The sequence below is a fragment of the Rhizobium sp. ERR 942 genome, assembly GCF_007828395.1.
GTDB classification, from domain to species: Bacteria; Pseudomonadota; Alphaproteobacteria; order Rhizobiales; family Rhizobiaceae; genus Rhizobium; species Rhizobium dioscoreae.
This window is the reverse complement of sequence record NZ_VIUA01000002.1, coordinates 729240-742432: the sequence shown is the minus strand read 5'-3', so window position 1 is coordinate 742432 and position 13193 is coordinate 729240. Positions and strand designations below refer to the sequence as shown.

Annotated in this window: 12 protein-coding genes; 4 read left to right on the top strand and 8 right to left on the bottom strand. The window is 61.0% G+C overall.

Annotated elements, in window-relative coordinates:
• Positions 1 to 16: 16 nt before the first annotated feature.
• Together FBZ97_RS10250 and FBZ97_RS10245 are read right to left on the bottom strand one after the other, a co-directional pair.
• Positions 17 to 694 carry an O-methyltransferase gene (locus tag FBZ97_RS10250; RefSeq protein WP_113350685.1) on the bottom strand — a complete coding sequence of 226 codons (678 nt, stop codon included), beginning with the start codon at positions 692 to 694 and terminating at the stop codon, positions 17 to 19.
• 177 nt (positions 695 to 871) lie between these two features.
• Positions 872 to 2095, bottom strand: a complete 1224-nt coding sequence (locus FBZ97_RS10245; protein WP_145319056.1) for an adenylate/guanylate cyclase domain-containing protein — start codon at positions 2093 to 2095, stop codon at positions 872 to 874.
• 57 nt (positions 2096 to 2152) lie between these two features.
• Between FBZ97_RS10245 and FBZ97_RS10240 the strand changes: the two genes are divergently transcribed.
• The gene (locus FBZ97_RS10240; RefSeq protein WP_113351047.1) at positions 2153 to 2785 is read left to right on the top strand and encodes a TetR family transcriptional regulator; all 633 of its coding nucleotides are present in this window, start codon (positions 2153 to 2155) and stop codon (positions 2783 to 2785) included.
• Between the two features lie 189 nt (positions 2786 to 2974).
• On the top strand, positions 2975 to 4162 hold the full coding sequence (locus FBZ97_RS10235) for an arabinose transporter (RefSeq protein WP_145319053.1): 1188 nt from the start codon (positions 2975 to 2977) through the stop codon (positions 4160 to 4162).
• A gap of 76 nt (positions 4163 to 4238) precedes the next feature.
• On the opposite strand, the gene FBZ97_RS10230 is transcribed toward FBZ97_RS10235, so the two are convergent.
• The 3 genes from FBZ97_RS10230 to FBZ97_RS10220 form a co-directional block, all read right to left on the bottom strand.
• On the bottom strand, positions 4239 to 4832 hold the full coding sequence (locus FBZ97_RS10230; RefSeq protein WP_145319050.1) for a class I SAM-dependent methyltransferase: 594 nt from the start codon (positions 4830 to 4832) through the stop codon (positions 4239 to 4241).
• Between the two features lie 151 nt (positions 4833 to 4983).
• The gene (locus tag FBZ97_RS10225) at positions 4984 to 5562 is read right to left on the bottom strand and encodes a flavodoxin (RefSeq protein ID WP_145319047.1); all 579 of its coding nucleotides are present in this window, start codon (positions 5560 to 5562) and stop codon (positions 4984 to 4986) included.
• A 70-nt stretch (positions 5563 to 5632) separates the two neighbouring features.
• The gene (locus tag FBZ97_RS10220) at positions 5633 to 5884 is read right to left on the bottom strand and encodes a hypothetical protein (RefSeq protein ID WP_145319044.1); all 252 of its coding nucleotides are present in this window, start codon (positions 5882 to 5884) and stop codon (positions 5633 to 5635) included.
• Between the two features lie 572 nt (positions 5885 to 6456).
• On the opposite strand from FBZ97_RS10220, the gene FBZ97_RS10215 reads away from it, so the two are divergent.
• Together FBZ97_RS10215 and FBZ97_RS10210 are read left to right on the top strand one after the other, a co-directional pair.
• Positions 6457 to 7182, top strand: coding sequence for a response regulator (locus FBZ97_RS10215; RefSeq protein ID WP_145319042.1), 726 nt, complete (start codon positions 6457 to 6459; stop codon positions 7180 to 7182).
• Positions 7179 to 8678, top strand: coding sequence for a HAMP domain-containing sensor histidine kinase (locus tag FBZ97_RS10210; RefSeq protein ID WP_145319039.1), 1500 nt, complete (start codon positions 7179 to 7181; stop codon positions 8676 to 8678). Before FBZ97_RS10215 ends, FBZ97_RS10210 begins: the two co-directional genes overlap by 4 nt.
• A 188-nt stretch (positions 8679 to 8866) precedes the next feature.
• Here FBZ97_RS10210 and FBZ97_RS10205 read toward each other — a convergent pair whose 3' ends face one another.
• From FBZ97_RS10205 to FBZ97_RS10195, 3 genes are all read right to left on the bottom strand, one after another.
• Positions 8867 to 10216 carry a cytochrome c gene (locus tag FBZ97_RS10205; RefSeq protein ID WP_145319036.1) on the bottom strand — a complete coding sequence of 450 codons (1350 nt, stop codon included), beginning with the start codon at positions 10214 to 10216 and terminating at the stop codon, positions 8867 to 8869.
• 215 nt (positions 10217 to 10431) lie between these two features.
• A complete protein-coding gene (locus FBZ97_RS10200) occupies positions 10432 to 12696 on the bottom strand; it encodes a xanthine dehydrogenase family protein molybdopterin-binding subunit (protein WP_145319033.1) in 2265 nt (754 codons plus the stop codon).
• Positions 12693 to 13154 carry a (2Fe-2S)-binding protein gene (locus FBZ97_RS10195; RefSeq protein WP_145319030.1) on the bottom strand — a complete coding sequence of 154 codons (462 nt, stop codon included), beginning with the start codon at positions 13152 to 13154 and terminating at the stop codon, positions 12693 to 12695. The genes FBZ97_RS10200 and FBZ97_RS10195 overlap by 4 nt, the downstream gene beginning before the upstream one ends.
• Positions 13155 to 13193 lie beyond the last annotated feature (39 nt).

Genomic DNA, 13193 nt, shown 5'->3' with positions numbered 1-13193 from the left:
TGCGCCGTGAATGGCGTCATCCGATCCGCATCGACAGCTCGATATCTTCGGCGAACGGTACGGACATATATCCGCTTGCCGGCGACCGCACCCATGCCAAGTAATCGGGGCAGAAATCCGCATTGTCGGCCAGCACGAGAGCTCCCGGCCTTAGGCGGCTTTCCACCAGCCTCAGAATGTCCGGATAGAGCGCCTTGGCGCCATCGAGAAGCAACAGGTCGATAGCATCGGGCAGATCGGCGCTCAGCGTCTGCAGGGCATCGCCTTCCCGGATCTCTACGAGATCGATGAGGCCAGCGGCTTTTAGATGTTCCCGCGCCCGTGCCACTTTGGAGGGTTCGAATTCGGTGGTGATCAGACGCCCGCCGCCATTGTCCCGCAGCGCAGCCGCAAGGTGAAGGGTGGAGATGCCGAAGGAAGTTCCGAATTCGACGATGGTGCGGGCTCCCGTGCTTCGCGCCAGCATATAGAGCAAGGTTCCAGCCTCGCGCGAGACCGCGAGCGGTATGTCCTTCAGCCGGGCATAGAAATCGAGGTAGTCGGTTTTGCTGCGCACCAGACGCGCGCGTTCCTCGCTGGAAAGGCCGCCCCAGTAGGCGGCGACCGATGGAGTTGTCGCGGGCGACGTCGCATCGGCTTCCTCGAACAGGCGATCGAGCAAGGGTGCGAGCGGGGCGTTGGTCAGGGAGGTCATATTTTTCTCCGTTCAGGACTGACGTTTTCGTCGGCGAAAAAATACGAATAATTCGTCGCTTTTCATAATCGCGTCGGCCGATGTAGGCGTGGAATGCATTTATGATTTTGAAAATATTCAGTAAATCTGCGAGCTGATCACATCCGGTGCAATCTCGTGAGAGCTGTCATTCGCATTTCAGTGGTCGCCGGAGATATCGAAACCGACGATGTCGACCGGATGGTCGAAGCCCCTTAGAGCGTGGCGGCCGAAAGACTTGCATTGAATGCCGGCGGCCTCCGCGAGAGCCGAAGTCATCAGCATAACTGCGTCCAGATCCTTGGCGAGGGCCTGCAATCGGGCCGAGCGGTTTACCGGCGTGCCGATGATCGTAAACGAAAATCTGCCTGCGGAACCGATATTGCCGTGAACGACGTCGCCGATGTCGATGCCGATCCGCGCCCGCAGCGGCGGCGCCGTCTTTCGTGACAGCATGGCATTGACGCGCTCCAGTGCCTGCAGCCCCTCCAGCGCGGCCTTTACCGCAGCAGCACAGAGCGGCCGTTCACTTTCGGCGTCCGGAATGGGAAAGAACATGACGACGGCGTCACCGACATGACCGGAGACCTGGCCGCCGGCACGAGCCACAGGCCGGGTAATCGTCTCGAAGAACAGATTGAGGTGGTCGATGAGAGCCCGAGGATCCAGCCGCTCGGTCAGCGAGGTGAACTGGAATAGGTCGCAATAGATCACGATCGCCCGAATTTGCTCGACCTCGCCAAGGCCCACGCGGCCGTCGAGCAAGGCGGTTGCAGCATTGCGGCCGAGATAGGTCTGCAGCAGAACGCGCGCGGCGGCGGCATTCAATCGGGCTCCGAGGGCAAGTGCGAAGACCGGCGTCAAGAGATGCAGCAGCTCTATTTCCATCGCTGAAACCCCACCGGGACGCTCGGTGATGAACAGGCTCATGACGTCGTCGAAGAAACCGAGCGTGACGTCGGGGGCAAGATGGTTCGCAAAGGCGATGGCATCCGTTGCTCTATCCTGCGGAACGGATGCAAGGCGACCGCCGCGAGCAGCAAGGCGGAGAACCGTTGCGTCCTCCTCCAGCATGGCAGTGAAGATCTTACCGCCGAGAATATTGTCTTCGGTGCCTTCGCCGTCTCGCCGCCAACGAATGAAATGCTGCACCCTCTCCGGATCGACGGCATCACAGCCGATCTCGATCGTCGAAATGTCGAGACCCACCGCATACAGCGCACGGCCGAGAAGAATGACGAGCTCGGAGTCGCTCGCGCCGGCAAGTGCGGCTTTCACCAGGCTTTGGCTCACATGCGAGACAGTCTTTGCCAGGGCGTCGGTTTCGACTGCTCCGCGTGCCGGCCCGCTGCTTTCATCGCCATGTTGTTCTTCGGTTTGCATGGCGCGCAAAATACGATTAATTCGTCATCTTTCCTATTCGCATTGTCAGGCCTCGATATGACGGATCGTCCAAGAGCCCGGATTTCCTCGCGAAAGCAGCCGAAGCAGGCTCGCTCGACCGAGCTCGTTTCCGCGATCCTAAGTGCTGCGGCTCAGGTTTTGGCAACGGAGGGCGCTCAGCGCTTCACCACCGCACGCGTTGCCGAAAAGGCCGGTGTCAGTGTCGGCTCCCTCTATCAATACTTCCCCAACAAGGCGGCGATCCTCTTTCGCCTGCAAAGTGACGAATGGCGGCGGACTTCGGATATGCTGCGACGCATCCTCGAGGATACGGCAACGCCACCGCTGGGCCGATTACGCTCCCTGGTCCACGCGTTCATCCGCTCCGAATGCGAGGAGGCCGCGATGCGTGTTGCGCTCAACGACGCGGCGCCGCTTTATCGTGATGCGCCGGAGGCACATGAGGCGCGGTCATCCGGGGACCGCATCCTGCAGCTCTTCATGCGCGAAGCCTTGCCGGAGGTCGATGACGCGGCCCGTGTCCTGGCGGCGGACTTGATCGCCACGACGCTGAGCGCGACGGGAAAGCAGCTTTCGGAAAGCACGCAAACTGCGCAGGAGATCGAAGCCTATGGCGATGCCATGGCGGATATGTTCTGCGCCTATCTTAAAAGCCTCAGGCTTCGGTGAGGGGCGGGCCAGCATGCCTCCGGCGCGGTCAACGCGATGTTGACACGCTTGCGGCAAGCGCCTATTGGAATGGCAGCCGGCGGTGCCGGCCGTAAGCGTTTGACGTCAAGCAACGCACTCAACGATCCTCGTCGGTCGGAGTGCGTTTTTTTGTGCCTTCGCTGATCGAGGAAAAGCCCGGAGATTATCATGGCTTTTCGATCGACACCTGAACAGACGCGCGGCCGGCTGCTGCTGCTGAGCGTCATTCTCTTCATATCCTATCTTTGCATCGGTATCTCGTTTCCGATCGTGCCCCTTTATGTGAGCGGTCAGTTGCGGCTCGGCAATGTCTGGGCTGGGCTCGGCATCGGCATCGCCTTTCTGGCAACCATCCTCACGCGCGGCTATGCCGGCGGGCTCTCGGACCATCGCGGCGCCAAGGTGGCTGTGACGCGGGGACTTGCATTCTATGTCGTCGGGGCTTTGATGGCTTTGGGTGCCGGCGTTCTCACCGACACGCCGTTACCGTCCTTTCTGCTTCTCCTTCTGGGACGCTTGGCTTTGGGGCTGGGCGAAAGTCTGGTTGCCGTCGGCATCATCGCCTGGGGCATTGGCGTCGTCGGCCCGGCTCGTTCGGGCAGGGTTCTGGCGCTGGTCGGCGCCGCCATCTATGGAGCGCTCGCCGTAGGCGGGCCGATCGGTCTGGCTTTGTTCAGCCGGTTTGGCTTTGCCGGGACAATGGCGATCAGCGCTATCCTGCCATTCCTAGGGCTGATGGCGATCTGGCGGGTTCCCGCCGTTGCGCCTCATCCCGGTGCGCCACGCCCGCCATTCTGGACCGTCGTCGGCAAGGTCTGGCTGCATGGGGCGGTCGTGTGTTTTCAGGGCATAGGCTTCGCCGCGATCGGTGCCTTCTTCACGCTGTATTTCCTTGATCGGGGCTGGAGTTATGCCGGGCTGGGCCTGACGGCCTTCGGCGTCGGCTTCGTTCTGGTACGCGTGCTCTTCGGCCATCTGCCTGATCGTATCGGTGGCTTGCCGGTCGCGCTCGGGTCACTGGTGGTCGAAGCGGTAGGCCAATCGCTGATCTGGAGTGCCGCCGATCCCATGCTCGCCCTGGCGGGTGCCTTTCTGACCGGGCTCGGATGCTCACTGATCTATCCTTCCATGGGCCGCGAGGTCGTCCGGCGGGTGGAACCGCATCTGCGCGGCACAGCACTTGGGGGCTTCTCGGCCTTTCAGGACCTCGCCTACGGGCTGACCGGGCCATTTGCCGGCCTTCTGGCCGACCGGGCCGGCTATGGCAGCGTCTTTCTGGCGGGCACAGTCGCCGCGATCGCCGGCCTGTTGATCGCACTCTCGCTCCGCAGGATACACACTGTTGCGTTCGGCTGATTGATATGGTGGTCCCTGCGTTCGGCCGGGACCGCCAGTAGGCTTGGCAATATGACCAGCGACATCCTTGGCACAGCTATAGGGCAGCGAAAACCACGCCGTAGTGATAGGGCGGCAGCTTGATCACGGCCCGGGACTTGAAGCCGAAGGTCTCGACAATCGCCGCGGCCTTGGCCGGCGCCATGCGCATCTCGGTCTTGGGGCCGCGCGGCAGCCCGAGCACCGTGGTCTCCTCGCGCGATCGTGTCTCCCAGTTGACGATGCCGAAAAGCCCCTTGGGAGCGAGCACCGAATGGACGGCGCGGACGAGGCCAGGCTGATCGGGAACACCGTGAAACGTGTTCGCCATCAGGACATAATCGACATTTTCAGGAAGATGTCTTGCGACGTCGCGCGCATCGGCATGGATCCATTTTTGCACGGAGACGCCTTGTCGATCAGCTTCCGTCCTCGCCATTTCGAGCATGGTTTCGTCCAAGTCGAGCGCATAGACCTTTCCGGCAACGAGTTTTGCCAGCGGTGCAGTGAAGTAGCCATCGCCGCAGCAAAGATCGAGGACGGTCATGCCGGGCTTGATGCCGAGTGCTTGGAGTGTTGCCAGCGGATCGGGCCAAAGTGCCGTCCACCAATCGCGGTCCGGCATCGATGCCGCTGGAAATGCTTCGCCCATTGGGATCTCCGCAGATGGAGGACTTGCGGCACCATAGAATACCATTGATACCGCGGCGTCAGAATATCACGGCGAATGCGGCGTCATCGCGACAAGAGGCTGCAACATGCGTGGATGGTGGAGCGAGAGCAATCCGCGTGTGTTGGCGACCTTAGAGAGCTTGCGGCGCATCCTTCGGCAGGTTTTTGAGAGCCCAGGATGCGATGGCCTTGTCCGCCAGCCTCTCCGTGACCTCGAATTCGCTGATCATCAGGCTGGGTAGAAGCGAAGCGCTGCGTGCCTGTGCGGCAAAATTCCTTTCATAGTGCGCCGGCTCCAGCACATATGTGGAGAAGGCGGCAACCTTCCGCCCCCCAAAATCCATCCGTTCGAGGAGACTCATGACAGGCGGCGTGATGGTATTCCACCACACCGGGCCGCCGACGAGGATCAGGTCGTATTTCGAAAGATTGGGAAGGCCATCGAGCAAGGGAGGAAGCTCTCCCGTTTCCAGTTCGTATTTGGACTGCTCGGCTGCACGCTGCATGTCGAGAGGATAAGGGTTGCGCATCTGGATTTCGAAGAGCTCGGCCCCCAGGAGTGCACGAAGCTTTTCGGCAACCGCCCTGGTATGGCCGGTATAGGAATAATAGACGACCAGAGCCCGTCGTTCGTCTGCGGCAAAGCTCCATCTGGGTGCGGCGGCCGCGGCCACCATCGATGTCAATACGGTGCGGCGGGAAAGGTGCATGGGTTTGCCTTCCGATTTAAACGAGGCTTTTGGGTGCGGAAGATGACCGGACAATTTCTAAGGCGGACAATCATTGCTGCCGCGCCGAGGAAGCGCCGATCGATGCCGCGGCCCTCCGGGCCGGCAGCATAGGTCCGCCGGAAGTCTGCATTGCCTCGTCGAGGCGCTGCTCGAGAGCCAGGGGATCGGTTTCGCCCTCGTCGGCGAATTTCATGAGCTCACGGGCGGCGATGATCGCCGTTCGATCGGCGAACTCCAGTTCGTGCCGGGCGCAGAAGATTTCGAGAACGCGGCGAAGCGTTGCGATCTGTGATAATTCCATGGCCAATTCCATATCCTCCTGTCAGCGTCGATAGTCTCGACCGGGCAAGTGATCTTCGGGCAGGAGGTTAAGACGCTCATGTCGCAGCTTTGTGCCGGAGATGTAAAAGCCTGTCGCCGGCGATGGCAGCGCCGGCCATCGGCTCTGGCACAGGTCGGCGCGGCAGTGATTGTTGGACGGCTGCGGCAAGCGGCCTATTTTGCAGAGCAAATGGCAGGATTTGCCCTTGATCGAAGCCGGGCGATGTCGTCGCCCCAATCCGCATATCGGTGATGCGAGAGCTGCGACAGCTTGTTACAAATTTGCCCGTCCGCGGCACATCCATGTGACAACAACCTTATAGTTTGTCAGCTGCAGGGGACCTCTTCGCGCAACATATCGATTGGATTTCGAGGACAGGTTCGATGAAATCCGTATCCTCTCGATACGGCTTGCACCGGCTGTCGCAAGGTTTGCAAGCGGCGGTGCCGCTTGCAGCGCAACCCTCCGGTCTATGTGAAACTTTGATACACTTTTTTCGATGCGGCTCGGAGCGGCCTTCTGTAGAATGACTTGAGATCGTGGAAACCGTCATGCAAAAAGCTGCGCACATCGCCGTCGTCGATGATCATTCGGATATAAGGGACCTCGTCGGCCAATATCTCGAGCAGCAGGGCTATAAGGTCAGCGTCGCCGATAGCGGGCTCGCCCTGAGACGGATCCTCGAGCGCGGTGCGGTGGATCTGATCGTTCTGGACGTCATGATGCCGGGCGAAGATGGTCTCTCCGTCTGCCGTCATCTCAGGGCGACGACGGATACCCCCATCATCTTTCTGACCGCCATGAGTGAGGAGACCGACCGCATCATCGGCCTTGAACTGGGGGCTGACGATTATCTGGTGAAGCCATTCAATCCGCGCGAATTGCTGGCACGCATCCGGGCTGTCCTGCGTCGGGCCAATGGTGTGCCGCAGCAGCAGCGGGAAACGCTGAAAAAGGCCAGGGTTATCCGCGTCGGTCAATGGCGCGTCAATATGGGGCGGCAGGAGCTTTCGGGCGACGACGGTGTCGGCATCCCGCTCAGCACCGCCGAATTCCGGCTTCTGAAGGTCTTCCTCGAACGTCCGGGCATGGTGCTCAGCCGCGAGCAGCTTCTCGATCTGACGGTTGGCAGGACGGCCGACATCTTCGACAGAAGCATCGACAACCAGGTGAGCCGCCTGCGCAAGAAGATCGAGCCGGATCCGAAGAATCCTTCGGTCATCAAGACGCATTGGGGCGGCGGCTACAGCCTCTCGGCGGATGTGGGGTTCGAATGATCTACTGGTGGAGGAGGAGCCTTGCTGCCCAGTTCATCGGCTTTACCCTGCTTGCCCTTGTCGTCTCGCAGTGCCTGACGTTTTCGATTTCCTGGGACGAGCGCACCAAGGCGCTGCATGCCGCCATGAAAAGCGAATTCTTCAGCCGGTGCGCCTCCGTCACGCGCTTGATGGAATCCATGCCCAAGCCGTTGCGTGAACAGGCGCTGCTCGCAAGCGAGACCAGCTATTCCCGTTTCTGGCTTTCGCAGATAGAGCCGACGGATGCCGGCGCATGGCGCTCGCGTGCGGCAAATGAACTTGCGCGGCCGATCGAGAATTTTATCGATCTTGGGGCGAAGTGGGGCATGCGCTCGAACTCCGATGTCGATCATCTGATGTCGAAGGGGGCAATGACGGCGAACGCCGCCGAGGGCTGGGCTACCCCACCGTCCGTTCTCTGGAGCCTGCCGCAGCCGGCAAAGTTCGTTTATTTCGGGGATCGCAATGGATATGGCCTTGCCGTCAAGCTCAATGATGGCATGTGGCTGAATACGGCGTTCTATAAGAATGTCGGCGATCGCTGGTGGGATATGAAATCGCTCACCTCACTTGCGACCACCGCGCTTATCCTGTCGCTCATCGGAGTATTCATCGCCAGCCGCATCGCACGCCCGCTGAGACGGCTTGCCGTTTCGGCGGAAGCCTTGGGGCGCGGCGAAAATCTTCCGCCGCTGCCCGAAGAAGGACCTGATGACATCAGGCGCACGGCCGAGGCGTTCAACAGGATGCAGGAACGCCTGCATCGCTTTGTCGACGATCGCACCCGGATGCTGGCCGCAATCGGCCATGATCTCAGGACGCCGCTGACTTCGCTTCGGTTGCGGGCGGAATTCGTCAAGGACGCCGATATCCAGCAGAAGATGCTATCGACCATCGACGAGCTTCAGAGCATGACGGAAGCCGCCATTTCCTTCGCACGCGGCGAATCCACGGCCGAGGAAACGCGGGCCATCGAACTGGAGGCGCTGGTCGGCAGCATTTGTGACGACCTTGCCGATCTCGGCCTGCCAGTGGAGTACATTGAAGGCCCGAAGACGACCTATCGCTGCCGGCCCGATGGCTTGCGCCGCGCCGTCCGCAATCTTGCGGAAAATGCGGCGCGCTACGGCGGCCATGCCAGGGTCCATATTCACCATTCCGCCAGCACCATCGATATCGTCGTCGAAGACAATGGCCCGGGCATACCTGAGGATATGAAGGAAAAGGTATTCGCGCCCTTCTTCCGTCTGGAAGCTTCGAGAAACAGGGGCACGGGCGGCGTCGGACTCGGCCTGTCGATTGCAAGGGCAGTGGCCCGGCAGCATGGCGGCGATATCCTGCTTCAGCCCAACAATCCCGGTCTGATGGCGATCATTTCCTTGCCACAGGAAGGGCAGGTCAAGACGCCCTCGTCGCGGGTGAGCCGGAGAAGAAAGCGGGCGCAAGCTCTCAAGCTTGCCGGGCAGGAACACTAGAAGCTTGATCCCGGCTTATGGCAGGGCAACCGCATGAACTGAAGTCGTTGCGGCGTCCCTTCTCCCCGCCGGGGAGAGGGAATTTTCAGTGCTCATCCGCCCCATGTGCAATAGCCCTGCGGCTTATGGGGAGACAATGCCGGAAGTCACAAGTAGCGGCACGGCAACGGTCAACGGGCAACCAGGAGCTACCGCATCTGCAATATGATCGGGCTGCTGCTTGCCGGATCCGTATGCTCGCGTAGGGCCTTCACATCGTTTGCTGCAACCGCCCCACCTTGATTTCCCCACGAAGAGCGCACGAATGTCAGGACATCGGCAATCTGCTGGTCCGAAAGCTGCTGGCGGAACGGCGGCATGCGATAGGCATCCGGAATTCCGTTCGCCACGACGCGGCTGGAACCGTTCAGCGTCACATTGATCTGCGATGCGTTTTCCTTCGCAAGCGAAGCGGCAGAGCCGGCGAGCGGTGGGATCCATTGCTGCTTTCCGCGTCCGTCGACGCCGTGACAGAAGCTGCATTTTGCAACGAAAGTCTGGGCGCCCGGTATCTGCTCACGGTTGGAAAGCGATACGTTCTGGGCGGTGCCTTCGTCGTATTGCCAGGGCGTGCCGTCGCGGGCGGGATCGCCGGGCAGGGATTTCAGGTAATGGCTTATTGCCTTCAGGTCGTCATCACTCATGAACTGTGTCGAATTGTTGAAGGCATCCGCCATGGAGCCGAAGACGACGGCGTGACCGTTCCTGCCGCTCTTGAGGAAGGCATAGATATCCTCCTCGCTCCAGCGGCCAAGGCCGGTATTGGGATCGCCGCGCAGGCTTGGCGCATACCAGCCGTCGAGAAGAGCACCGGAAAGATAGAGCGGACTGCTCTCATCCAGCGCCTTTTCCGCCATGGTGATGGCGCGCGGTGTATGGCAGCTGCCGCAGTGTCCCGGCCCCTGCACGAGATAGGCGCCACGGTTCCATTGGTCGTCGCCGGCCGTTTTCGGCTGATAGGTGCCGCCTTCGGTGAAAACGGCGTTCCAGAGTGCCAGAGGCCAGCGCATGTTCATCGGCCATTTGATGTCGGAGGGTCTGTCCGCCTGCTGGACCGGCGCGACCCTATTCATGAAATAGGCATAGAGCGCACGAATGTCGTCGTCGCTCATCTTCACATAGGAAGGGTAGGGCATGGCCGGATAGAGGCGATGCCCGTCCCGCGCAACACCCTGGCGGACGGCGCGGTCGAAATCGGCGAGCGTATAGTTGCCAATACCGGTTTCCTTATCCGGGGTGATGTTGGTCGTGAAGATGGAGCCGAGCGGCGTCCCCATTTCCAGCTCGCCGGCGAAGGGAGCGCTCTTCGGCGTGCTGTGGCAGGCGACGCAGTCGCCGAGGCGCGCAACATATTCGCCGTGCTGCAGCAGGTCCTCCGAGGGCGCCTGTGTCGCGGCGACACTATCGAAGGGCGAAGCCGGCCTGCGCGTGACGAACCACGCAATACCGCCGGCCACAAGCACGATAATCAGGAGAAGAACCAGAAGAAGTTTCTTCAAGAGTGTGCCCTCATGTCTTTGCTTCGGGATTTCGTATGCGGCCAGAGCATGATGCCGAAAAATGGGATCGGTTTTCGGACGACATCATGCTCCATTTCTTTGATTCTAGAACCGGACAAGATCGTCCGGCTCTAAGGGGGAGCCAACCAAGCCGGCTCTCGGACCGAAAATGGACCGAGAGCCGGAACTTTGCCTGGCGCAGCGAGTGCTGCGTCTCAGCTTTCAAAGGTGTAGTTGGAGAGGGGCATGCTACGTATCCGCTTGCCCGTCAGCGTGGAAACTGCATTGGCGACCGCCGGAGGGACGGCTGGCAGGCCCGGCTCGCCGATGCCGCCCATCTCTGCCCCGCTTTCGACGATGCGGACATGAACGCGCGCCATGCGATCCGGCGGCAGGATCGGATAGAGGTCGTAGTTGCGCGCCACCGGCTCGCCGTTCTTGTAAACGGCCTCCTCCATCAGAACCTGTGACATTCCGAGCGCAGTCGCCGAATTGATCTGTGCTTCGATGATCGCCGGATTGACGATGCTGCCAGGATCGATCGCTTCCCAGACATCATGGACGACGACCTGGCCGTTGCGGATGGAGACCTCGGCGATTGCCGCCGTATGGCTGCCGAAGGGAGAGGCCATGGCAACGCCACGCGCCCGTTTCGAGCCATCCTCCGCCGTGAAGGGACCCCGCTTCCAGCCGCCTGAGAGATCGCCGGCCGCTTTCAGGAGATTGCTCAGCCGCTCGTTCTTCTGCAGCAGCTTGAGACGCAGCTCGTAGGGGTCCTGCCCACCCTTGTCGGCCAGTTCGTCGAGGAAGGTCTCGTAGAAGAAGTCGTTCATGGAATTGCCGACAGAGCGCCAATAGGCGAGTGTCGTGGGGTTTTTGACGTAGATCTGTGCGATGCGGTAGTTCGGGATTGCATAGGATTTGCCGGCCAGGCCCTCCAGGGCCGTCGGATCCAGCGAATCCTCCTTGTGACCGTAAACGCCCTCCGTCGGTCCCTCGCAAGCGCTGATGGCCTCGAGCGCCACCGGCATACCGTTGGCATCGAGTGCGCCGCGGAAGCGCACTGCCGCCATCGGGCGCATCGGATCGCGCAGAAACTCCTCCTCGCGGCTCCAGATCAGTTTGACTGGCCGCCCTACCTCTTTTGCAAGCTGGATGGCCTGCGGATAGGGATTGGCGGACGGATACAGGAAGTGCCGTCCGAAGAAGCCGCCCAGAATGGGGCTGTGGAGCGTCACTTTCGATGGGTCGAGGCCGGTCAGCTTGGCGATATCCGCCTGGAATTGCTCGGGCGCCTGGTTGGGCATCCAGATTTCGAGACTGCCGTCCGGGTTGAAGCGGGCTAGGGTCGATGGCGGCTCCAGCTGCGCATGATGCAGATACTGGCTCCTGTAGGTGGCGGAAATGACGGTCTTGGCGCCGTCGAACGCTTTGGCGATATCGCCGACATTCTCCGCCTCCTTGCCATTACCCGGTTCGTTAGCGAGCTTGTCGTTGAAAGCTGTTGTCGAAAAATCGGCGGGCATATAGCGGAGCGCAGGATCGGCGTCCGAGTCGGGTTCGCGCCAATCGACTTGAGCGGCTTCTGCTGCCCGCTTGGCATTCCACCAGCGTTCGGCGACGACAGCAACGGCGCCGGGCAGACTATGGACGGAATGAACACCCGGCATCGCCTTCAGCTGGTCTTCGTTGCGGATCTCGCCGACCGTCAGGCCGAGGCGGGGAGCGTGCTGGACGGCGGCATGCAACATGCCGTCAACCTTGCAATCGATCGCGTAGATTGCCTTGCCCGTTGACTTGTCATGCATATCGAGCCGTTCGACCGGTTTGCCGATCCATCGGAATTTGCTTGGGTCCCGAAGCGTGACGCTCTCAGGGGCAGGAACCGGCAGATCCAGTGCCTCGCTCGCAACGTCGCCATAGGCAAGGCTGCGCCCCGATGCGGCATGGATCACGCGGCCCGGCTCTGTGGTCAGCTCGGTGATGGGCGCATCCAGGCGCTTGGCGGCTGCTTGCAGGATCATGTTGCGGGCGAGCGCGCCGAGCCGGCGCATGGTCTCATAGCTGGTGCGCACCGACATGCTGCCGCCGGTAATGCGCATCTTGCCGTGCACGACAAGATAGTCGCTGCCTGTCGGCGCATTTTCGACAATGAAGGTCTTCGGATCGGCATCGAGTTCTTCGCCGACGATCTGTGCCATCGCAGTGAAGACGCCTTGCCCGCCCTCGACGAAGGGGCTCATGAAGCGGATGGTGCTATCCGGGCGGATTTCGAGGAATGCCGGAACGCGAGTGCCTGGAGGCATAGTGCTTGCCGCCTGCTGTGCCCGTGCCCGGCCGACAGGAACGCCGAAGCCAAGCACGAATGCCCCGGCTGCCGCACCGGCGGAAGTGAGGAGAAAGTGCCGGCGTGAGATGTTGACCGGAGATCCGGTAGGGAATTCATCCTCCGGAACGAGATTGCGGCTGGTTTCGGTCATAGCGTCTCTCCTTCCTTGGAGGAGAGGTCTTTAACCGCCGCCTTGATCGCATTGTAAGTCCCGCATCGACAGAGATTGATCATCGCCGCGGCGATCTCGTCATCGGAGGGGTTTGGCGTTTGTTTGAGGAGCGCGGTCGCGGCGACGACCTGCCCCGATTGACAGTAACCGCATTGCGGAACCTGATGCTTGACCCAGGCAGCGACAACACGCTTTCCAACCGGGTCGGCCTCGATCGCCTCGATCGTCGTGATCTGTCGACCGGCGACGCTGTCGAGCGGCGTTACGCACGAGCGCACCACTTCGCCGTCGACAAGGACCGAACAGGCGCCGCATTGTGCCAGCCCGCAACCATATTTGGTGCCGGTCATGCCCAACTCATCGCGGATGATCCAGAGGAGCGGTGTATCTCCCTCCGAATCGACTTGGTAGGACTGGCTATTGATTTGAAGATTCATGAGGCGCCTCCTGAGGCTTTCGATCGCGAACCTTCAATG